The 20,825-nt window shown below is 62.3% G+C and carries 17 protein-coding genes; 11 read left to right on the top strand and 6 right to left on the bottom strand.

Going from position 1 to position 20,825, the window contains the following annotated elements; all coding sequences use genetic code 11:
* Window positions 1-17: 17 nt before the first annotated feature.
* From VDQ28_RS19340 to VDQ28_RS19330, 3 genes are read left to right on the top strand one after another with little or no spacing between them, the layout of a single operon-like run.
* Window positions 18-569: a hypothetical protein gene (locus VDQ28_RS19340; protein WP_323037484.1), complete on the top strand. Its 552-nt coding sequence runs from the start codon at window positions 18-20 to the stop codon at window positions 567-569.
* Complete coding sequence (locus VDQ28_RS19335; protein WP_323037483.1) at window positions 547-984, top strand: response regulator; 438 nt, start codon at window positions 547-549, stop codon at window positions 982-984. The genes VDQ28_RS19340 and VDQ28_RS19335 overlap by 23 nt, the downstream gene beginning before the upstream one ends.
* Entirely contained in the window at window positions 977-3,067 is a 2,091-nt protein-coding gene (locus tag VDQ28_RS19330; RefSeq protein ID WP_323037482.1) for an exonuclease domain-containing protein, read from the top strand. Before VDQ28_RS19335 ends, VDQ28_RS19330 begins: the two co-directional genes overlap by 8 nt.
* A gap of 224 nt (window positions 3,068-3,291) precedes the next feature.
* On the opposite strand, the gene phaZ is transcribed toward VDQ28_RS19330, so the two are convergent.
* Window positions 3,292-4,608, bottom strand: a complete 1,317-nt coding sequence (gene phaZ / locus VDQ28_RS19325) for a polyhydroxyalkanoate depolymerase (RefSeq protein ID WP_323037481.1) — start codon at window positions 4,606-4,608, stop codon at window positions 3,292-3,294.
* A 101-nt stretch (window positions 4,609-4,709) separates the two neighbouring features.
* Here phaZ and VDQ28_RS19320 point away from each other — a divergent pair, with 101 nt between their 5' ends.
* The 3 genes from VDQ28_RS19320 to phaR all read left to right on the top strand — a co-directional run bounded on the left by VDQ28_RS19320 (window position 4,710) and on the right by phaR (window position 7,936).
* Window positions 4,710-6,494 (top strand): class I poly(R)-hydroxyalkanoic acid synthase, encoded by a 1,785-nt coding sequence (locus tag VDQ28_RS19320; RefSeq protein WP_323037480.1) that lies wholly within the window; start codon window positions 4,710-4,712, stop codon window positions 6,492-6,494.
* A 120-nt stretch (window positions 6,495-6,614) separates the two neighbouring features.
* The gene (locus tag VDQ28_RS19315) at window positions 6,615-7,061 is read left to right on the top strand and encodes a phasin family protein (RefSeq protein ID WP_416349435.1); all 447 of its coding nucleotides are present in this window, start codon (window positions 6,615-6,617) and stop codon (window positions 7,059-7,061) included.
* Window positions 7,062-7,354: 293 nt separating this feature from the next.
* The gene (phaR, locus tag VDQ28_RS19310) at window positions 7,355-7,936 is read left to right on the top strand and encodes a polyhydroxyalkanoate synthesis repressor PhaR (protein ID WP_323037478.1); all 582 of its coding nucleotides are present in this window, start codon (window positions 7,355-7,357) and stop codon (window positions 7,934-7,936) included.
* A 55-nt stretch (window positions 7,937-7,991) separates the two neighbouring features.
* On the opposite strand, the gene VDQ28_RS19305 is transcribed toward phaR, so the two are convergent.
* Window positions 7,992-10,043: an ASKHA domain-containing protein gene (locus tag VDQ28_RS19305; protein ID WP_323037477.1), complete on the bottom strand. Its 2,052-nt coding sequence runs from the start codon at window positions 10,041-10,043 to the stop codon at window positions 7,992-7,994.
* Between the two features lie 106 nt (window positions 10,044-10,149).
* Window positions 10,150-10,485 carry a DUF6477 family protein gene (locus tag VDQ28_RS19300; RefSeq protein ID WP_323037476.1) on the bottom strand — a complete coding sequence of 112 codons (336 nt, stop codon included), beginning with the start codon at window positions 10,483-10,485 and terminating at the stop codon, window positions 10,150-10,152.
* Window positions 10,486-10,766: 281 nt separating this feature from the next.
* Between VDQ28_RS19300 and VDQ28_RS19295 the strand changes: the two genes are divergently transcribed.
* Window positions 10,767-11,825 (top strand): DUF6456 domain-containing protein, encoded by a 1,059-nt coding sequence (locus VDQ28_RS19295; RefSeq protein ID WP_323037475.1) that lies wholly within the window; start codon window positions 10,767-10,769, stop codon window positions 11,823-11,825.
* Between the two features lie 198 nt (window positions 11,826-12,023).
* Here the strand turns inward: VDQ28_RS19295 and trpD are convergent, their stop codons facing one another.
* On the bottom strand, window positions 12,024-13,046 hold the full coding sequence (gene trpD / locus VDQ28_RS19290) for an anthranilate phosphoribosyltransferase (RefSeq protein ID WP_323037474.1): 1,023 nt from the start codon (window positions 13,044-13,046) through the stop codon (window positions 12,024-12,026).
* The gene (locus VDQ28_RS19285) at window positions 13,043-13,624 is read right to left on the bottom strand and encodes an aminodeoxychorismate/anthranilate synthase component II (protein WP_323037473.1); all 582 of its coding nucleotides are present in this window, start codon (window positions 13,622-13,624) and stop codon (window positions 13,043-13,045) included. Before VDQ28_RS19285 ends, trpD begins: the two co-directional genes overlap by 4 nt.
* A gap of 135 nt (window positions 13,625-13,759) precedes the next feature.
* Here VDQ28_RS19285 and VDQ28_RS19280 point away from each other — a divergent pair, with 135 nt between their 5' ends.
* Window positions 13,760-15,475 carry a divergent polysaccharide deacetylase family protein gene (locus tag VDQ28_RS19280; RefSeq protein ID WP_323037472.1) on the top strand — a complete coding sequence of 572 codons (1,716 nt, stop codon included), beginning with the start codon at window positions 13,760-13,762 and terminating at the stop codon, window positions 15,473-15,475.
* Window positions 15,476-15,547: 72 nt separating this feature from the next.
* Complete coding sequence (locus tag VDQ28_RS19275; RefSeq protein WP_323037471.1) at window positions 15,548-17,251, top strand: cation:proton antiporter; 1,704 nt, start codon at window positions 15,548-15,550, stop codon at window positions 17,249-17,251.
* Window positions 17,252-17,257: 6 nt separating this feature from the next.
* On the opposite strand, the gene VDQ28_RS19270 is transcribed toward VDQ28_RS19275, so the two are convergent.
* Entirely contained in the window at window positions 17,258-17,584 is a 327-nt protein-coding gene (locus tag VDQ28_RS19270) for an iron-sulfur cluster assembly accessory protein (RefSeq protein ID WP_323037470.1), read from the bottom strand.
* Between the two features lie 96 nt (window positions 17,585-17,680).
* Between VDQ28_RS19270 and VDQ28_RS19265 the strand changes: the two genes are divergently transcribed.
* Together VDQ28_RS19265 and VDQ28_RS19260 are read left to right on the top strand one after the other, a co-directional pair.
* Window positions 17,681-18,883 carry a deoxyguanosinetriphosphate triphosphohydrolase gene (locus VDQ28_RS19265; RefSeq protein ID WP_323037469.1) on the top strand — a complete coding sequence of 401 codons (1,203 nt, stop codon included), beginning with the start codon at window positions 17,681-17,683 and terminating at the stop codon, window positions 18,881-18,883.
* A complete protein-coding gene (locus VDQ28_RS19260; RefSeq protein WP_323037468.1) occupies window positions 18,856-20,808 on the top strand; it encodes a sodium:proton antiporter in 1,953 nt (650 codons plus the stop codon). The genes VDQ28_RS19265 and VDQ28_RS19260 overlap by 28 nt, the downstream gene beginning before the upstream one ends.
* Window positions 20,809-20,825 lie beyond the last annotated feature (17 nt).

Here is a 20,825-nt window from a genome sequence, read left to right as displayed (position 1 = left end):
TGCAAAAAGGAGAGACAATGATCATTGATTTCGTGGGCGCATTTGCAACCGGCTTCGGATTGATGGGCGTTGTCATGCTGTTGAACCGGCTAACCGGGCAACGGCTGGGACGCTGGGTCTATCCGGCGACAGTCGCTCTGGGCATGGTCGGCTTTACCGTTTGGTCCGAATATACTTGGCCCACGCGGACGGTCGAGGGGTCGCCACAGATGCGCCTGGCCTCGCACAATCAGCAAAGCGTCCTTTATCGACCCTGGACCTATATCTGGCCCCAGATCACGCGCTTGATTGCCATTGATCAATCGCAAACCCACATCCATCCGGCGCAGCCCGGGTTGGTCATGACGCAGGTGGTGCTGATCGGGCGATGGGAGCCGATCCGCGTCGCGGGCATGGTGTTTGATTGCGACAACAATGCGCGCGTCGATCTGGTGGAGGGCGTTGAATTGAATGCGGACGGAACGCTGGAGGGGGCGAGCTGGCGCGCGTTAGAGGCCGACGATGCCGTCTTGAACACGGCGTGCGCGGTGGGTGAGGAGATACGACATGAGCGAGGCGACAACACCTAAATCCATCCTGGTCATCGAGGACGAAGACAACATCGCCATCGCCCTCGACTATTTGATGACCCGCGAAGGATATTCGCAAAAGCGTATCGCGACCGGGGCGGGGGCTGTTGACCTGATCCGCGAGATGCGCCCCGATCTGGTGCTGCTGGATGTGATGCTGCCCGAGGTCTCGGGTTATGAAATCTGCCAGAATGTGCGCATGGATGCCAGTTTGAACGACGTCAAAATCCTGATGATGACGGCGCGCGGCTCGGCGATGGAGCGGCGAAAGGGGCTGGCGATGGGGGCGGATGGCTTCATTTCGAAGCCGTTCGAGCTCAAGGCCCTGCGCGCCGAAGTCCGGCGGATCCTGGCAGGCGAGCCGTCGCCCGATGGCGAGCAGACCACGCCAGACGGGGCGGCGCGCCATGCTTGATCGCCTCAGCCTGCGGATCCGCATCTTGTTGTTCTTCGCGCTCTTGGCGGCGGGGGCAATCGGCGCAATCATCGCAGGGCTGTGGGTTGGCATGGCGCGGGCCGGACTGGACGCGCCGACGCCGGAAATCATCCAGGGGGGGTTGATCGCGATCTTGTTGACCACGGGTTTGGTGGTCTGGGTCTGGTTCCTGTTCGACGCGAATGTGGCGCGCGCCATCGACAGTCTGGCCTCGGCGATCCGGGCGCGGGTTCATGCGGGGATCGACCATGATCTGGCGGCCGAGGCGAGCGCCGCGCGCTATCTGGGTGACCTGGCCCCGGCGGCGGCGGCGGTAACACGCTCGCTGGCGCAAACCCGCAGCGCCTTGGCGGAATCCGTCGCGCGCGAGACAACCCGGCTGGCCGCCGAGAAAACGCGGCTGGAAACGCTGCTGGCGGATGTTCCCGTGGCGGTCTTGTTGTGCACCGCCGAGCATCAACTGGTTTTTTACAATGGGCAAGCCGTTGATATCCTGGGAGAAGGTTCCGCCCCTGGACTTGACCGACGGCTGCTGGACTACCTGCGCGAAGGGCCGATCAAACATGCCTATGACCGCTTGTCGGTCGCCGGTGATCCGGATTTGGCGTCGGATCTTCTGTGTGCAACGGTCAGTGGCGGGCGCTTGCTTGCCGGGCGGATGCGGGTGCTGCGGCGGCGCGAGGAGGGCATCGCGCCGGGCTATGTCCTGACGCTGCGCGATGTCACCGCAGACATTGCCGCCCACACGCGGCGCGATGCGCTGCTGACCGAAATCTTTGACCGGGTGCGCCGTCCGGCGGCGAATTTGCAAACCGTGATCGGCGTGATGGCCGAGCTGGACGGCGCGCAAGACGTGCCGGATCTGGCCGCTGCCATGCGCGATGAAATCAGTGTCCTGACCCGCGCGGTCACCGATCTGGGTGCGCGGTATGACAGCATTCAGGCGGATTGGCGGCCACTGGTCAACACCCGCTCGGCCGATCTTCTGGACGGGCTGGAGGCCAGATTTCAGGCCCAGACCCTGACGCTATCCAGCGAAGGCCCGGACCTGATCCTGCAGGTCGACGGGTTCGAGATCATCGCCTTTTGGTCGTGGTTGGCTGGCCGGATTGCTGCCGACGGATTGGCGAGCTCTTTCGCGATGATCCTGGCGGAAGAGGACGGCCCCGGCGCGATGATGCGTCTGACGTGGCAGGGCGAGGCGTTGTCTGTGGGGCGTCTTGATCGCTGGCTCTTTGACCCGATGGGGCGTGACACCGGCGAGCTGACGGCGCATACGATCCTGCAAACGCATGGCACCGAAACCTGGCCCGAGAGCTTGCCGGATGGCCGTCACGCCGTGGCCTTGCCGATCCGTGCGGCGCGTCGCGCGGGTCGCCGTCCGCCGCCGATTGCGCGCAAAGTGACCTATGATTTTGACCTGTTGTCGAAAGCCCGCAACGCGGCGGTCGCCGATACGAGACTTGAGGATCTGACCTTTGTGGTTTTCGACACCGAGACCACCGGGCTGACGCCGTCAACCGATTCCATCGTGCAGATCGCCGCGGTCCGGTTGGTGAACGGCAAGAAGCTGGACAACGAAGTGTTCGACACGCTTGTGGACCCCAAGCGACCCATTCCGGCGTCCTCCACGGATGTCCACGGGATCAACGACAGCATGGTGGTCGGCGCGCCCGATATCATCGAAGCCGGTCGCAAGTTTCACAAATTCGCCGAGGGCTCGGTGTTGATTGCGCATAACGCGCCGTTTGATATGGAGTTTTTGCGCCGACAAGAGGCCGGGATCGGCAAAGCGTTCGATCATCCGGTTCTGGACACGGTGCTGTTGTCGGCGGTGGTCTATGGCCAGTTGGAACAGCATTCGCTCGATGCCTTGACCGCGCGATTGGGGATCACCATTCCGGAAGAGGCCCGCCACACCGCGATCGGTGATACGATCGCCACCGCCGATGCCTTTCTGAAACTGGTGCCGATGCTGCGGGCGCGGGGGCTGGAAACCTTTGGTCAGGTCGTTGCCGAGGTGCGCAAACATGGCCGGTTGCTGAAAGATCTGAACGGGTAGCGTTGCGCGATGGTGCGTGCAAGCACACACCCTACGGCTGGCATTTACGGATAGCGATGACAGGCTTTTGCCGGACCGATTGCCGCGAGGCGTATCGAGGACGGTCTGGTCCTTGCGCTGGCGGTGTATCGCTGCATCCGGCGTGGGCGGTGCGTTTGGCAGCGTCAGACATGCAACAAGGGCCGGGGAAACCCCGGCCCTTTGATGTCGTGTGATCCTGTAGATCAGTCCTTGGAGGCGGCCAGTTTGACCACAGGCTTTGCCTCGGGCTGCGCCACTGGCGTGGCGTCGACATTGGCTTTGGCCTCGTGCTTGCTGTGCCGATCCATGAAATTGAGGACCAGGGGGCGGATATTGTTGCGCCAGCTGGACCCGGCAAAGATGCCGTAATGGCCTGCGCCCGGCTCAAGATGTTGCGCCTTTTTCGACTCGTCCAGACCTGTCAGAAGGTCCAAGGCCGCCAGGCATTGCCCGGGAGCCGAGATGTCATCGTTGGTCCCTTCCACGATTTTCACGGCGACATTGGTGATCTTGCCCATGTCGATCTTGTGGCCGTTGACGACAAACTCGTTTTTCGCGATTTCACGACCTTTGAAGATGCGCTCGACCGTCGACAGATAGAATTCAGCGGTCATGTCCATGACGGACAGATACTCATCGTAGAAGCGGTTGTGGTCGTCGCGCTCGCTGTCGAGGCCGCGTGCGGCGGCGATGATCTTGTCCGAAAAGGCCTTGGCGTGACGTTCGGCATTCATCGAAATAAAGCCCGAGAGTTGCATCAGTCCAGGATAGACCTGACGACCGACACCGGCAAATTTGAAGCCGACGCGCTGGATGGCAAGGTGCTCCAGCTGGCCCATCGTCACACGACGGCCAAAGTCGGTGACTTCGGTCGCGTTGGCGTCTGGGTCGACCGGGCCGCCGATCAGTGTCAGGGTCAAGGGCTGTGCTTCGGGCTCTTGCTCGGCCAGCATGGCGGTTGCGGCGAGCGCCAGAGGCACCGGCTGACAGACCGCGATGACATGGGTGTCGGGGCCAAGATGTTTCATGAAATCAACGACATACTGCGTGTAGTCTTCGATATCGAACTTGCCCTCGGAGACCGGGATGTCGCGGGCGTTGTGCCAATCGGTGACCCAAAGCTCTGCGTCGGGCAACAGGCTGGCGACAGTCGAGCGCAGCAGTGTCGCATAGTGGCCAGACATTGGCGCGCATAGCAGGATGCGGCGCTTTTTCTCGCGGCGGTTCTGGACATGGAACCGCACCAGATTGCCGAATGGACGCTCGATCTCGACCTTGGTTTGCACCAGATGATCGCGGCCTTCGTCGCCGACAACGGTGCGGATGCCCCAGGCCGGCTTGATGGTCATGCGCGCAAAGCTGCGCTCGGTGACGCGACCCCAGGCCGACATAACCTTGAACATAGGATGCGGCACCATGCCGAAAATCGGATACGAGGCCATTGCTCGTGCCGATGCGCCCAACCATTCGTTGGTATTTCGCATCGTTTCCATCAAGTCATAGGTGGCCATTTGTTTCATTTTGGTCTCCAAATACGCTAGAAGCGTATGAACTCCGTGCTTCCCCCAATGGGGCTGCCGGTTTATGCTGCACTGCAGGATAGTAAGGGGAGAGAGTGGGTATGGCAACTTCTGAATATGAGAATTCCGAAAATCTGGATAAGATGGGTGCCAATCTGGCGAGGATTGAGGCTTTGACGCAACGATTGGTTGCTGCGTTTGCAAAGAAGCAACCCCAGCGTCAAGACCTGCAAGGCCCGGATCCCGCGCTCTATATGTCGGCGGCCACTGCATATTGGACCGAAATGATTAAGAATCCCTCCAAGGTTTTGGAGAGTCAGGTCGAATATTGGGGCAAAACCCTCAAACATTTCGTTGAAGCACAAGAAGCGCTGCGGGGCGGCACACTGGCCGCGCCGGAAGACCACACCCCCGATGACAAGCGATTCGCGAACCCGCTGTGGAAAACGCACCCGTATTTCAACTACATCAAGCAACAATACACCTTGTCGAGCCAGGCAATCGAAAAGGCGATTGCCGATATCGAGACGCTGAACCCGCGCGAAAAGACCCGGTTGGAGTTCTTCGGCAAGCAGATCCTCGACATGATGGCGCCAACCAACTTTCTGAGCACCAACCCCGATGCGCTGATGAAAGCGGTTGAGACCGAAGGCGAGAGCCTCGTTCTGGGTCTGGAAAACCTCGTGCGCGATATTGAAGCCAACAACGGCGAATTGCTGGTGACGCTGGCGGACCGGGAAGCCTTCAAGGTTGGCGGCAATATCGGCACCTCGGAAGGGGCGGTCGTGTATCGCAACCGGATGTTTGAACTCATCCAGTACAAGGCACAAACCGAGCAGGTTCACGAGACTCCGTTGCTGATTTTCCCGCCCTGGATCAACAAATTCTACATTCTTGACCTCAAGGCGCAGAACAGCCTGATCAAATGGACGACGGAGCAAGGCTATACCGTGTTCATCGTCAGCTGGATCAACCCGGACGCCAGCTATGCCGATGTCGGCATGGACACCTATGTCGAAGAAGGGTTCCTGGAGGCGATCGCCAAGGTCAAGGAAATCTGCAACGTCAAGACCATCAACACCATTGGCTATTGCATTGCCGGCACCACCTTGAGCCTGACGCTGGCCTTGATGAACAAGCGCAAGGACAAGTCGATCAAATCCGCGACCTTCTTTACGGCGCTAACGGATTTCTCGGACCAAGGGGAAACCGGGGTGTTCCTTGACAATGACTTCGTTGACGGCATCGAGGCCGAAGCGCGCGAGCATGGGTATCTGCGCGCCTATTATATGACCAAGACTTTCAGCTACCTGCGCTCGAACGACTTGATCTATGGCCCCGCGATCCGCAGTTATATGCTGGGTGAAGCACCACCCGCGTTCGATCTTTTGTACTGGAACGGCGACGGTGCCAATCTGCCGGGCCGCATGGTGGTCGAGTACCTGCGCGATCTGTGTCAGAGCAACAAGTTTTGCGAAGACGGCTATGTGCTGCTTGGCGAGACCGTCAAGATCAGCGACGTCAAGGTGCCGGTTTGCTCGGTTGCCTGCGAGACCGATCACATTGCCGCCTGGCCATCCTGTTTCCGCGGCGTGGCGCAAATGGGGTCTACCAACAAGACATTCATCTTGTCGGAATCGGGCCATATCGCCGGGATCGTGAACCCGCCGTCCAAGAAAAAGTACGGGCACTATACGTCGGACGCGCCCATCGCGGACCCTGAGACTTGGCTTGCCGATGCCGATTACACCGAAGGCTCGTGGTGGCCACGGTGGGAATCATGGCTGCGTGAGCGGTCTGGCAAGATGATTCCGGCGCGCGACCTGCCAGACGAGGTGCTTGCACCGGCGCCGGGCACTTATGTGGTGGCAAAACCACAAGGGTGATCAAGGCTTTGCAACTTTTATGCTGCACCGCAGAAAAAACCCTTGATTTTCTGCGGTGCAGCATGTAGGTATCTCTCATACGCAATGACCCGGATCATCGGGCGGCGAGCAAGGAGAATTATCATGGCTACCAACGATTTCGCAAAGCAGATGCAAGACTTCATGGGCGCGTTCCCGGTCGACACCAAAGCAATGCAGGACGCATTCAAGAACCAGGCTGCTCTGGGCGAGAAAATGAGCAAGGTTGTTCTGGAAGCTGCTGAAAAGTCGGCTGACATTTCGACCAAATGGACCAAAGCGGCTCTGGGCAAGGTCGGTGACGTTGCTTCGGTCAAGGAAGACCCGGCAGCGTACTCGAAGTCGATCAGCGACTTCGCGTCGAACTCGGCTGAAATGGCCTCCGAGCACATGGCGGCTTTCGCCGAGATCGCCAAGCGCGTTCAGATGGACACCGTCGAGTTGATGCTGGCGGCTGGCAAGGACATGTCGGCCGAAGCACAAGCGGCAGTTCAAAAGGCAACCGCCGACGTGACCGCTGCTGCGAAAAAAGCAACGTCGACGAAGTGATTTGCGACGGGATCAGAGCCTGGCTCTGAACCGATCTGACAGATTGACGGCGGATCGCATGGCGGTCCGCCGTTTTCTGTTTCCGAGGCCAGAACGACGTGCAAACGCAGCATTGAAATTTCACTTTATGCCGGATTTCGCGGGATTCGGCGGATTGAATTGTAAAAATACCGCAAGATTTGTCTTTTTGCGTGGCATATGGGTGCAGTGCGGCGAAGAAATCTGTTTCGCGGCGACGGATAGAGGGCTACTCTTGCCGCAATGCAACGGAAAACCAAAAAAGGGGCTCGGCAATGTCGGAAAGCTCAAAACCGCTCCTGATCAAACGCTACGCCAGTCGCAGGCTCTATAACACCGAGAGCAGCGATTATGTGACGCTCGAGGATATCGCCGGGTTTATCCGCGCGGGCCGTGAAGTGCAGATCATTGACCTGAAAAGCGGGGATGATCTGACGCGTCAATATCTGCTTCAGATTGTTGCGGACCATGAAAGCCGTGGCGAAAACGTTTTGCCACTGGATGTTCTGACCGATCTGGTGCGCAGCTATACCGCCCAAGCGCAAAGCGTCGTGCCCGAGTTTCTGTCGATGTCCTTTGACATGCTGCGACAGGGGCCGACGAAAATTGCCGAGCAGATCACCACGATCAACCCGCTGATGAAGCAAATGTCGGCGATGCCGGGGTTTGACGCCATGCGCCGTCAGCAACAAGCGTTCATGGAATCGATGATGTCGGGCTGGCCCAAGATCCCCGGGGCGGGCAAAGAGGACGACAGCGCAGCAGAGCAACCCGCCGACCCCGACGCCGAGGATCTTTCGGAAATCCGCCGTCAGCTTGCTGCGCTGGAAGCCAAGCTGACGAAGATGGGCAAGTAAACGCGCGTCGCGATCCCGATTGCCGGGATCGCAAAGTGTGCGTTTTGCGCTCAGGTCACCGGCCGCGCCCGCGTCGACGACCACCACCCTCGCTGCCTTGGGTATTGTGCGCCAAAACCGGAATTGTGACCAGTTTCGACAGGTTGGGGAAGGCGTCGGTCGCGTGCGGAATCGCGGAAGCATTGACAAAATGCTCCTGAAAACGTGGCTCGATCGCCGTCTCGACCTTGTGTATCTGTTTGACCTGCGCCTCGATCCCGGCCCGTGAGGCGATGTTGCACAGCGCCAACCGCGCCCCCGTTCCCGCCGCGTTGCCCGCGCTGGTGACCTTGTCCAACGGGCAATCCGGGATCATTCCCAGAATCATCGCGTGTTTCGCGCTGATATGCGCGCCAAACGCCCCGGCCAGAACAACGCGGTCCACGGTTTCGGTGCCGAATTCGTCCATCAACAGCCGCGCCCCGGCATAAAGCGCCGCCTTGGCCAGTTGGATCGCGCGGATATCGCCCTGTGTGACGGTGATCCGGGGGCCGTTTTGCGCGGTGCCGTCATGGATCAGGTAAACATGCGTGCGCCCCTCGGGCTCGCAGCGCGTGGTGCCGGTCTGGTCCGGCCCGCCAATCAACCCCGCCCCATCGACAATGCCGTTGAGCCGCATCTCGGCGATGGCCTCGATGATGCCCGACCCGCAAATGCCGGTGATGCCGGTTGATTCGGTGGCGGCGGCAAAGCCCGGGTCATCCGACCACAGGTCAGAGCCGATCACCCGGAACCGGGGTTCTTTGGTGATCGGGTCGATTTCGAGATGTTCGATGGCCCCGGGGGCGGCGCGCTGTCCGCTGGAAATCTGCGCCCCCTCAAAGGCCGGGCCGGTGGGTGATGAGCAGGCCAGAACGCGGGTCTTGTTGCCCAGCAGCAGCTCGGCATTGGTGCCGACATCGACGATCAGCACCAGATCCTCCGAAGTTTGCGGTGCCTCGGACAGCGCCACCGCCGCAGCATCCGCGCCAACATGGCCGGCGATACAGGGCAGGGTATAGAACCGTGCCGCGGGGTTCAGCGCGGTGAGGCCCACCTCGGACGCCGCCAGCGACAGCGACGACGAGGTTGCCAGGGCAAAGGGCGCCTGACCCAGTTCAACCGGGTCAATCCCCAGGAACAGGTGATGCATGACCGGATTGCACACCAAAACGGTTTCCATGATGGCGCCCGGCTCTATCCCGGCCTCGCCCGCAACCGATTGCGCCAAGGCATTGAGCGCCAGACGCACGGCCTCGGTCATTTCCACGTCGCCGCCGGGGTTCATCATGGCGTACGAAACGCGGCTCATCAGGTCCTCGCCAAACCGGATCTGCGGGTTCATCACCCCGCCCGAGGCCAGCACGCGCCCATCGCGCAGATCGCACAGATGGGCGGCGATGGTGGTCGATCCAAGGTCGATCGCCAGCCCGCACAGGTCGCCCTCATAGAGCCCCGGCCAGATGTCGAGAACCCGCGCCGGGCCGTTCTGATGGTCCTTGAACAAGGCGACCGTCACCGCCCATTTCCCTTTGCGCAGAACGGGTTGCAGCTTGCGCAGCACGGACAACCCGGCAACGATGCCCTCGATCTGCCATTGCTCGCGGAGCGCGTCCGACAGTCGCTCCAGATCGCCGGAAGGTTCGTGCATGTCGGGTTCCGCAACCTCGACGTAATACAGCCGCGTCGCCGGGTCCATTTCCACGACCCGCGCCGACGCAGCCTTGCGCACCACCTGCCGATGCAACTGGCTTTCGGGGGGCACGTCGATCACCACATCGCCCATGACCTTGGCCTGACAGCCCAACCGCCGCCCGTCGAGCATGCCGCGCTTGTCCTTGTAACGCTGTTCGACGGAATTCCACTCGCTCAGCGCCGTCGCCGAGACCGTGACGCCATGCTTGGGAAATTCGCCAATTCCGGGCGAGACCTGACATTTGGAGCAAATGCCACGGCCGCCACAGACCGAGTCGAGATCAACACCCAACTGGCGCGCGGCCGTCAGCACGGGGGTGCCCATGGCAAAGCGCCCGCGCTTGCCCGATGGCGTGAAGATTACCAACGCGGTGTCTGGTGTCTCGGCGGTCATGCTTTGGTTCCATTCCTAAGTCTGCGCCGCACCATACCGTGCGTGCCGGGAAGGGAAAGGGGGGCCTGCGACGCGGCCCTGCCCGAAAGCGACCGAGAACGGGGGATCAGGCGACGGGTTGCACAACCTCGGCCATGATCCCCGCCTCGGCGATGAGGGCGATCAGCACCTCCACATGACGCGCCGCGCGCCAGGGGGTGCCGATTTCGTGTGGGGGGCGGGTGCGCATCTCGTTTTGCCAGGCTTCCAGTTCAATCAAGGCGCGCACCGTCGCCACGCCGGGGGGCGGGGTTGCGGGCACACGCAAAATGCGGCGCAGATCGGTGTTGCGGTTGTAGTCCCTCGTGCCGTGACGGGCGGTGCGCAACAACAACTGCGGGCGCTTGATGCGGGCGAGGGTTTGCAAAACGGTCACAATCGATTCGCGGTCTTGGCAGCTCATGCAGGTTTTCCTCGGGCTAGGGGTCCAATATCCGAGCACCATGACACAACCTAAGCGGGTGTTGCGTTTTGCATTTGCGGCACCGTTCGCCCCCTTCAACGAATGTTTGCGAATTGGTAACGAAATTGGAGAACGCGACGGTGGTTAACAAACTCGTAACAAATGCACGTCTAGGTTGTATGGTTAACGATTTGGAAACCAGTGTCTCTTCTGTGATTCCGGTGCTGCCACGCCGGTGCCGCAGGTTGGAAACACGGTGTGGCAAGGCGAGCGAGGACTATATGACAGCCAATCTCACGACGATCGGCAAGCTCCCGGATTGGGTGCCATCGGCGGTGCGTTTGTATCTGAGCCATACCGAGAACGGTTGCTCGTTGCGTGAAATCGCGCGTGCCGAAGGGGTGCATGCGTCAACGGTCTTGCGCCAGGTTCGCCGTTTCGAAAACCGTCGCGATGATCCACTCGTTGATTGCGCTTTGGGCCGGCTGTTGGAGCCTGCGCCCGAGGCGCAGGGCCAAACAGAAAGTCGCGACATGCACCATACGCCGCCGCCCGTCCCCAAACGCCTGCCCGTAGACGAGGCGACGCTGAACGCAGAAGCCCAACGCATCTTGCCGCGCCTCGCCGAACCGGGCGCGGTGATGGCGGTGGCGCAGGACATGGAGCGCGCCGTGGTCATGCGCGACGGCCCCGAAGGGGCCGTGCGATTGGCGGTTCTGGATCGCCCGATGGCCGAGGCGTTCGCGCTGCGGGACTGGATCGTCTGCATCCAGCCGGGCCGTGTCTCACGCTACGAGATCGCGCCGGCTGGCCGTGCGGCGTTGCGCCAGTTTGGCGGTGCCAAATCCGGTGCCCCAGTCGCGGGGGCCATGCAGGATCCCGATGACCTGCGGGGCACACGTCCGGTGACCATCGAGTCTCCGGTGACGGCTCTGGCGCGGCGACGCGACCGGGATGGCAACCCATTCCTGACCGCCGATCTTGTGGTTGCGGCGGAACGTTTGCGCGAGGATTTCGAGATCGCGCAGATGGGGCCGCGCGTCTCTCAAGATTGGGACAGGTTTCTGACGGGGCCGGTGCAGGGTGCACCCGCCGCGCGCGGCGTCGCGGGGCAGGGGTCTCGGGCGGCGCGCGACCGGGTCAGCGCCGCGCTGCGCGAATTGGGGCCGGGGCTGGCGGACATGGCGTTGCGCTGCTGTTGTCATCTTGAGGGGTTGGAGACCGCAGAGCGTCGGTTGGGTTGGTCGGCGCGCTCGGGCAAGATCGTCCTGCGGATTGCCTTGCTGCGGCTACAGCGGCATTACGACGATCTGGGAGAATCCGGCAAGATGATCGGCTAAGGGCTGTCCAAACGCAAAGGCGCGTCTTGTTTGTTAACGTCTGACATTTCCTGTCAGGTCCGGGTTTCTGCCATGAAGTCAGGCACCGCTCTTTGACTTGAATGATGGAAAAAGAACAATACGCGCCCAATTACCCCGAAAATCACGGCTGCATTGTTGAGAAAGTGACATTTCAAAAACAGTGTGGTTTGGTGATCTTCACGATGTGGCCGCTGGCAACATGCGCACGAGTGCCCTGAGTTTGTCTGCGGCGGCCCCTGAGCCAATCGCGTCTCGTGCGACCTCGACACCTGTTTTGAGGCCGCTCACGCGGCCTGCCACCAGCAGAGCCGCGGCGGAATTCAGCAGCACGGCATCACGATAGGCCGCCCCGCCGGACCCCGCCAGAACAGCTTCAAGCGCCTTGGCGTTCTCGGCCGGGTCGCCGCCCAGCAAATCCTCGAACGGATAGACCGGCAAACCGGCATCTTCCGGGTGGATGGTGAATTCGGACAAGCGTCCCTCGGCCAGCGCCACCACCTGCGAGGGGGCGGCAATGGACAATTCATCCGTTCCGTCCCCGCCATGCACCAGCCAGGCTTTCTCGGATCCCAAGGTCATCAAGACCTCGGCCATCGGGCGCAACAGATCCGCCGAGAATGCCCCGGTCAATTGCCGCTTTACCCCCGCCGGATTGGTCAGAGGCCCCAGGATATTGAAGATCGTACGGGTGCCCAATTCCGCGCGAACCGGGCCGACATGTCGCATCGCCGGGTGGTGCATGGGTGCCATCATGAAGCCGATACCGACCTCCTGGATCGCGCGCTCCACCTCGGATGCGCCGACCATCACATTGATGCCCAACGCGCCCAGTGCATCCGCCGCACCCGATTTCGACGACAGGTTGCGGTTGCCGTGTTTGGCCACCGGCACACCCGCCCCGGCCACGACAAAAGCAGTGGCGGTCGAGATGTTCAGCGTGCCTTTGCCGTCGCCGCCGGTGCCGACGATATCCATCGCGCCCGCCGGGGCGTTGACCGCAACGCAGCGCGCACGCATCACCGCCGCCGCCGCCGCGTATTCATCGACCACCTCGCCGCGCGTACGGAGCGTCATCAGGAACCCACCTACCTGCGCTGGCGTTGCGTCACCGGCGAACAGGATGCCAAACGCGACCTCGGCCTCGGCGCGGGTCAACGGGCGATCCACGGCAATGGCGATCAGGGATTTGATGGATTTCATGCCGCGACCCCCACGGTCTCGAGGAAATTCTTGAGCATCGCGTGGCCATGTTGCGAGGCAATGCTTTCGGGGTGGAATTGCACGCCCTCGATCGGCAGTTCCTTGTGGCGCAGGCCCATGATCATGCCGCCCTCAAGCCACGCCGTAACCTCCAGACTTGCGGGCAGGCTGTCGCGCTCGACAATCAGCGAATGATACCGCGTGGCCTTCAGGGGCGAGGGCAGACCCGAGAAAACCCCGGCGCCTGAATGCTGAATATCGCCCAGTTTGCCATGCACGATCTCGCCCGCGCGCACGACCTTGCCGCCAAACGCCTGGCCGATGGTTTGATGCCCAAGGCAGACCCCCAACAGCGGCGTGCGCGTATCGGCAGCGGCGGCCACGAGGTCGAGGCAAATGCCCGCCTGATCGGGGGTGCACGGCCCGGGAGACAGCACGATGGCCGCGGGAGTCATCGCCATCGCCGCGTGCACATCCAGCGCATCGTTTCGCTTCACGATGACCTCGGCCCCCAGCTCGCCCAGATAATGAACGAGGTTATAGGTGAAACTGTCGTAGTTATCGATCAGGAGCAGCATGGCGTTTTCCGGGCTGGCGGCGGGTGCCCCTTCATGCAACCGCGCAAGGGGCAGGGTCAAGCCCGTGTGACATGCTGCAGGGGTGCATCCGGTTTTGCGAAGCGCTATAGTGGTCAGAAGAGTCCGGATCGGGACATGAGGGGCGAGATGGGCGGTTTCATCAAAGGTATTGTCGTGGGTTTGGTCAGCTTCGCGCTGGGGTTTGCCGTCCTGTCCGTGGTGATCCCGGTCGTGCCGGAAACGACCTCGGCGCGCGACGCGGAGCATGGTGAGTCAGTCCAAAGTGAGGCTGAATCCGCGGTGATCCGTGATCAGCGCGTGGTGCCCGCCAACGGGCCCGCGGCGGCGACCGAGGCCGCATCAGACGTGGATACCCCGCCGACCGAACCTCTGGCGATCGCGGAACCTGCGGTGATGGAAAACCCGCAAACTGACCCTTCGGAGCCGACCGAAACCACCTTGCTGCCCCGCGCAATGCCGGATCGCGTCGCGCGCCAAGAGGGTAGCGGTGTCGATCAAGTGGCACCTCAAGACACGCAAATCGCTGAGGAAAACGCGCCGCAATCCGAGGAGCAGGACGCTTTTTCAACATCCGGCCACGACGCGGACCCGCGCGACGTTGACCCAGTGGCGCTTGCGACAGAATCTGCGCCCGACGCTGTCGTCGACAATTCCGCAATCGCATCCACAGCGCCTGCTTTGCCAGTGCAGGATGACCTGACCGAGGCGTCAGAAGACCCTGTTGGCGCCGTGGCAAGCGGCGCGCCCGCGGATGGCGCGGCGTCTGCTGTGGCGCAGGATGCGGCCTTGGAGGCATTGATCCCCGAAACTTTGGCTGAGGTGCCGGAATCCCCGGCGCCCGAAGCGGTCAGTCCAGACCTTGCGGCCACCACCGCCGAGGCCGCACCCGCTGCACCCATTCAACCGGTGCCCGCGACCAATCCGCCGGAACTGCCGTTGCTGGACCTGACGCCAGACGCGGTCGCGCCGCAGGATTTGCCGCGAGTCGAGGCCATGCCATCCGGCGCGCCCGGAGTGAGCGTCCGGCGGGGTGGAGCGTCGACCGACGCGCCGCAAAGCACCGGGATCACGCGCGCGGTCGAGGGCGTGACCGTGGGGCGTCTGCCCAGCATCGGCGCGGACCCGCAGGCAACGCCCGAGGCCGCACAAGCGCCGGAAGATGATCAACCCGCCTATCGGAGAAACGCGGCGTTTCCTGAGCATGCGCCCGAAACCTGGCCCATGGGGGTCGTCTTGACCGAATCACCCGCGGCCGAAGCAGCGTTGCTGGCTCTGCCGTTTCAAGTGACGATTGCGATGGATCCCTATGATCCGGACGGTCCCCGGCGCGCTGTCGCCTATCGCGCGGCGGGGCATGATATCGCGCTGCTGGCGATGGGCGTTCCGGCGCGCGCGACGTCGCAAGACCTGGAAACCATTTTGCAAGTGTGGTTTCAGGCCTATCCCGGGATCGTTGCCTTGATGGATGTGCCGCAGGGCGCGATTGGGCGTCAGCGGGCCTTGGCCGACGAGTTGGCGACCATGCTTGCGGCTGACGGCTACGGGATGATTGCGTTGCGCGATGGGCTCGATGGGTTTGTGCAGGCGGCGCGGCAATCGGGCGTGGCCTCGGCCTCGATCTTTCGGATGCTCGACGACAGAGGGCAGGGCGCGGTGACCATCAGCCGCTTGCTGGATCGTGCGGCATTCGAGGCAGAGCGATCCAGCGGCATTCTGGTGGCCGGATCTGCCGCAAATCCCGACACGATTGCCGCGTTGACGCAGTTTGCCGATGGTTTCGGGCGGCGCGGCGTCAGTTTGGTGCCCGCATCTGCCATGCTAAGCCCATAGAAAAATTAATAGAAAGATCGCGCATACCGCAATCCCGACTGTTGGTTGCTCGAATATCGAGAAGAATTCTTCATGCATGATGTCTCCCTCGCGCCTGTCTTTTTCGAAATAGCGGTGCTCGTCTTGATGGCGGCGGGGCTCGGTTTGGCGGGGCTGACGTTGCGGCAGCCGTTGGTCGTTGCCTTTATCGCCGCGGGGATCTTGGCCGGGCCGGATGTCCTGGGCTTGGGCCAATCCGAGGCCTATATCGCGCTGCTCAGCCAGATTTCCATTGCGGTATTGTTGTTCCTGGTCGGGCTGAAGCTGGATGTTTCGCTGATGCGCAACCTTGGCGGGGTGGCGGTCATGGCGGGCGTCGGGCAAATGGTTTTCACGACGGCCCTGGGCGTTGCGCTGGGCTTGGCGTTGGGCCTGGCACCGCAAGCCGCGTTTTATGTGGCGCTGGGGCTGTCGATTTCATCGACCATCATCATCGTGAAACTGCTGTCCGACAAACATGAGATCGACGCGCTACACGGCCAGATCACGCTGGGCATTCTGATCGTGCAGGATATCGCCGTGGTTCTGGCGATGGTTGTGGTGTCGGCGATTGGCGCAAGTTCCGTCGCCGAGACAGGTATGCAGGCGGTCGCCGAGGCGGAGCGGGCCGACGGGCTTTTGCCGCTTGTGGTGGGCGCTGTGTCGCTGGTGGCGGTGGTCTGGGTTTTCGTGCGCTGGCTGGCCGAACCCTTGCTGAGCGTGATCGCGCGTTCGCCGGAACTCGTGGTCATTTTCGCGGTGGGTTGGGCCGCCGGTTTTGCGGCGCTGGCCGATGCCGCCGGACTGGGCCAGGAGCTGGGCGGGTTGGCGGCGGGAGTTTCGCTGGCATCGACGCCGTTTCGCGATGCGATTGGCGCGCGTCTGGCACCGTTGCGGGATTTCCTGCTGTTGTTCTTCTTTCTCAGCTTGGGGGCCGGGCTGGATCTTGGCGGTTTGAGCGCGCAATTGTTCCCCGCGCTGGCGTTGTCGGCCTTTGTTTTGCTGGGCAAGCCGATCATCGTCACGGCGATCATGGGGCTCTTGGGCTACCGCGCGCGGACCGGGTTTCTGGCCGGGATCACGCTGGGCCAAATCTCGGAGTTTTCGCTGATTTTCATGGCGATGGGGGTCAACCTCGGCCATGTCGGCGAAGACGAGGCCGCGTTGGTGACCTTGGTGGCGCTGATCACGATTGCGGTGTCGGTCTATGCGATTGCCTTTTCGAATCGCTTGCTGGTGCTGGTTGAACCGGTGCTGGGCTGGTTTGAACGCAGCGAGCCGGTGCGCGAGGGGCAGGAGGACAGCCCGGATCAACCCGGCGCGGGGTATGATTTCGTCATTCTGGGGCTGGGGCGCTACGGCGTGCGGATCGGGCAGGGGCTCAAGGCGCGCGGCTTTACGCTGCTGGGCGTCGACTTTGACCCGGAGGCTCTGCGCAGATGGCGGGCGCTGGGGATGGATGCGCATTTTGGCGACAAGTCAGACCCGGAATTCGTGGCGCATTTGCCGCTGCGCGGGGTGCGCGCCGTGATCTCGACGCTGCCGCCGGGGCGAGGGGCGTTGAGCGATGCCGAGCTGCATCCCGCATTCCTGCATGGGTTGCGGGCGATGGGGTTCACGGGGGAAATTGCCGTCACCGTCAATAGCCGCGATGAGGGCGACCGGTTTCTGGCGCTGGGGGCGACGATTGTTCTGGCGCCGTTTGAAGATGCCGCCGAACGCGCCGTCGAAAAGATTGCCGATGAGTGTGGGTATTGATCCGGCTTACATCGAGAAGCTGACACCGCAGCCGCAACTGGACGAGGCGTTCGGATTGTCGATGGTGAATCGCGCGCCGATCAATTCCTCGGTGAAATCAATCACCGCATTCGCCAGAAACGGCAGGGACACCGGATCAATCACCACTTGTTGACCTTGGGCCTCAAGCACCAGATCATCCTCGGCGCGTTTATCGAGCGCGATCTCGTATTGGAACCCGGAACAACCGCCGCCATTCACCGCGACGCGCAGAATCTGCGGCTCACCGGCGCTTTCGGCGATTTCGGCAAGGCGCTCAAAGGCGCGATTTGTGACACGGGGGGGTAAATTCATGGCGGTTCAATGGTTTCCTTGGCGGCTGAGACAGATATAAGCAAGGGAACGCCGCGCGACAAGCGTGGTCCCTTGGGTATCGTGATCTCAAACGCCATGACCGACCGCAAACCCTATGCCGCCGACCGCCTGCAAAGCCGTGGCAGGCTGTTCGCAGAACGGATTTCCACCTTTCGCTCGCCCTATCAACGCGACCGCGACCGGATCATCCATTCCTCGGCGTTTCGGCGGCTCAAGCACAAGACGCAGGTGTTCATCGAGCATGAGGGCGATTATTATCGCACGCGCCTGACCCATTCCATCGAGGTGGCGCAGGTGGCGCGCACATTGGCTGGGGCGCTGGGGCTGAATACCGATTTGGCTGAAGCCATCGCGCTGGCGCATGACCTGGGCCACACCCCGTTTGGCCATACCGGCGAGGATGCGTTGTCGCGGCTGATGGAACCGTACGGCGGGTTCGACCACAACGCGCAGGCGCTGCGGATCGTCACCTCGCTGGAGCGTCACTATGCTGATTTCGACGGGCTGAACCTGAGTTGGGAGACGTTGGAAGGGATCGCCAAACACAACGGCCCGATACTGGATGCGGCTGGCGTGCCGCTCAAGGGGGAGTTGCCGGTGGCCTTGGCCGAATACAACGCGCAACACGATCTTTGGTTGCACACCCATGCCAGCGCCGAGGCGCAGGTCGCCGCGATTGCCGATGACGTGGCCTATAACCACCATGATCTGCACGACGGGTTGCGCTCGGGTCTGTTCAGCGAAGAGGACCTGATGGAACTGCCGATCACCGGCCCGGCTTTTGCCGAGGTGGACGCGCTCTATCCCAACTTGGAAAAGATGCGCCGCCGTCACGAGGCCCTGCGCCGGGTGTTCGGCGTCATGGTCGAGGATGTGATCGCCGTCGCCGAGCATCGGCTTGGTGCCGCGCAGCCCAAGGACGCCGATGAAATCCGGCACCTCGGCATGACGATCATCCGCTTTTCCGACCGCATGTTCCGCGAACTCAAGGTGATCCGGCAATTTCTGTTCCACCGCATGTACCGCGCGCCCAGTGTCGTGGCGATGCGCACCGAGGTCACGCAGGTGGTGCAGGATCTTTTTGCCTTGTTCCTCGATGATCCCTCGCTTCTGCCCGAAGAATGGCACGAGGATGTCGCCAAGGCTGCCGACACACACGCCTTGGCGCGGATCGTTGCCGATTATGTCGCGGGCATGACAGACCGTTTTGCACTGCAAGAACATGTGCGTCTCATTGAAGGAAGTAAAGCATGGCCGCAGGAGCCGTATCGGGGCTAAGCCCCGTTGAAGCGATCGCCTTGGTCGGGGTTCTGGGGGTCGGCGCGCAATGGCTGGCGTTCCGTCTGCAACTTCCGGCGATTGTGCTGATGTTGGTCGCGGGCCTGATCGTTGGCCCCGGCTTGAGCCTGTTCGACCCGGCGCGCGACATTGGTGTGCTGACCGGGCCGCTGGTTTCGCTGGCCGTGGCAATCATCCTGTTCGAGGGCGGATTGTCGCTGAACCTTCACAAGTTGCGCGACGCGGCGGTGGGGGTGAAACGTCTGGTTGTCATCGGCGCGCCGGTCGGCTGGCTGGCCTCGGCTCTGGCGCTGCACTATGCGGCGGGCCTGAGCTGGGAGACATCGGCCGTATTCGGCGGCATCATGATCGTCACCGGACCCACGGTCATTGCGCCCCTCTTGCGTCAGGCGCGGCTGGCGCGACGCCCGGCGGCGTTGCTGCAATGGGAGGCAATCGTCAACGACCCGATCGGCGCGCTTGCCGCCGTCTTGGCGTTCGAAGTGGTGGTCGTCGTGCGCTCTGCCGCCGACGACGGGCCGGGCGCGGCCCTGCATATGGTTGTCGGAATCCTCGTGGCGGTGATCCTGGGCTATGCCGGCGGACGCCTGATCGCGGTTGCCTTCCGGCGCAGTGCGGTGCCCGAATACATGAAGGTGCCGGTGTTGTTCGTGGCCGTCTTGGCGGTGTTCGCGCTGGCCGACAGGCTGCTGCACGAGAGCGGCTTGTTGGCCGTCACGGTGATGGGGCTGGTGATCGCCAATGCGGATCTGCCCAGCTACCACGAACTGCGCCGCTTCAAGGAGCAAGCCACGGTCTTGCTGGTGTCCGGGGTGTTCATCCTGCTGGCGGCGGGGCTTGATGTCGCGACCGTGATGACCCTTGACTGGCACGCGGTGCTCTTTGTGCTGGTGGTCGTGTTCATCGCGCGCCCGGTCACGGTTCTGCTGGCGCTGGCCTTCAGCCCGGTTCCCTGGCGCGAGCGTATCCTGGTCGCATTGACCGGGCCGCGCGGCGTGGTGCTGGTTGCGGTGGCGGGACTGTTCGGCGAGCGGTTGATTGGGATCGGCGTCGCGGATGGCGCGCAAATCGGCGCGTTGGCGTTCGTCTTGGTGGCGGTGACGGTGGTGCTCAATGGCTTTGGCCTGAAACCCCTGGCGCGTGCACTGGGCCTTGTGGCAGCGGAAACACCGGGCGTTTTGCTGGTCGGTGGTTCGCGCTTTGCGACCGGCTTCGCGCAGGCCTTCATCAAGGCCGAGGTTCCGGTCCTGGTGACCGACACCAACATCGGACGCCTGCGCCGCCCACGCCGCGAGGGGATTCCGGTGTTCTACGGCGACATCCTGTCCGAGGCCGCCGAACAATCGGTCGAATTGATGGGCTACGGCACCATCCTGGCCGCCACCGATAACGACGCCTACAACACCTTGGTGGCCACCGACCTCGCGCCGGAATTCGGGCGCGACAACGTGTTCCAACTGACCCGCACGAAATCCGAGAACCCCCGCCATGCCTTGCCGGCTGGCCTGGGCGCGCGGACCTTTGCCGGCGGGTTGTCCTATGAGACCCTGGACCAGTTGTTGATTGACGGATACAGCTTTCGCCTCACACGCATAACCGAGGAATACGGGTTTGAGGATTGGCGCGCGAAACGGCCGAATGCCGTGCTGTTGGCACGGATTTCGCCGCAAGGCGAGGTGTCGATTACCGGCGATCTGGTCGAGGTGCGCGGTCTGACAGAGCGCGGCACCAAGTTTCTGGCGACCATGTCGGAAAAAACCGCAACCCGAATGGCGGCAAAGGTCAACCCGGGCACGCGCCTGATCGCGTTGATCCCACCTGAACCCGGCCCCGAGGGTCAGCCCGAGAAAACTCTGGAATCCACCGCAAACCAACCCGAAAACAAGGCTGGATTGCCAGGCTAGCCCGCGCAGAATACGGC

Origin of the sequence: Pararhodobacter sp., assembly GCF_034676545.1 — a bacterium.
Lineage (GTDB): Bacteria > Pseudomonadota > Alphaproteobacteria > Rhodobacterales > Rhodobacteraceae > Pararhodobacter.
This window is presented reverse-complemented; position numbering and strand designations above follow the sequence as displayed.

Bases quoted from the DNA above. Each gene is read 5' to 3' on its own strand.
- VDQ28_RS19340 (WP_323037484.1), top strand. From the start codon at position 18: ATGATCATTGATTTCGTGGGCGCATTTGCAACCGGCTTCGGATTGATG.
- VDQ28_RS19335 (WP_323037483.1), top strand. From the start codon at position 547: ATGAGCGAGGCGACAACACCTAAATCCATCCTGGTCATCGAGGACGAA.
- VDQ28_RS19330 (WP_323037482.1), top strand. From the start codon at position 977: ATGCTTGATCGCCTCAGCCTGCGGATCCGCATCTTGTTGTTCTTCGCG.
- phaZ (WP_323037481.1), bottom strand. From the start codon at position 4,608: ATGAAACAAATGGCCACCTATGACTTGATGGAAACGATGCGAAATACC.
- VDQ28_RS19320 (WP_323037480.1), top strand. From the start codon at position 4,710: ATGGCAACTTCTGAATATGAGAATTCCGAAAATCTGGATAAGATGGGT.
- phaR (WP_323037478.1), top strand. From the start codon at position 7,355: ATGTCGGAAAGCTCAAAACCGCTCCTGATCAAACGCTACGCCAGTCGC.
- VDQ28_RS19305 (WP_323037477.1), bottom strand. From the start codon at position 10,043: ATGACCGCCGAGACACCAGACACCGCGTTGGTAATCTTCACGCCATCG.
- VDQ28_RS19300 (WP_323037476.1), bottom strand. From the start codon at position 10,485: ATGAGCTGCCAAGACCGCGAATCGATTGTGACCGTTTTGCAAACCCTC.
- VDQ28_RS19295 (WP_323037475.1), top strand. From the start codon at position 10,767: ATGACAGCCAATCTCACGACGATCGGCAAGCTCCCGGATTGGGTGCCA.
- trpD (WP_323037474.1), bottom strand. From the start codon at position 13,046: ATGAAATCCATCAAATCCCTGATCGCCATTGCCGTGGATCGCCCGTTG.
- VDQ28_RS19285 (WP_323037473.1), bottom strand. From the start codon at position 13,624: ATGCTGCTCCTGATCGATAACTACGACAGTTTCACCTATAACCTCGTT.
- VDQ28_RS19280 (WP_323037472.1), top strand. From the start codon at position 13,760: ATGAGGGGCGAGATGGGCGGTTTCATCAAAGGTATTGTCGTGGGTTTG.
- VDQ28_RS19275 (WP_323037471.1), top strand. From the start codon at position 15,548: ATGCATGATGTCTCCCTCGCGCCTGTCTTTTTCGAAATAGCGGTGCTC.
- VDQ28_RS19270 (WP_323037470.1), bottom strand. From the start codon at position 17,584: ATGAATTTACCCCCCCGTGTCACAAATCGCGCCTTTGAGCGCCTTGCC.
- VDQ28_RS19265 (WP_323037469.1), top strand. From the start codon at position 17,681: ATGACCGACCGCAAACCCTATGCCGCCGACCGCCTGCAAAGCCGTGGC.
- VDQ28_RS19260 (WP_323037468.1), top strand. From the start codon at position 18,856: ATGGCCGCAGGAGCCGTATCGGGGCTAAGCCCCGTTGAAGCGATCGCC.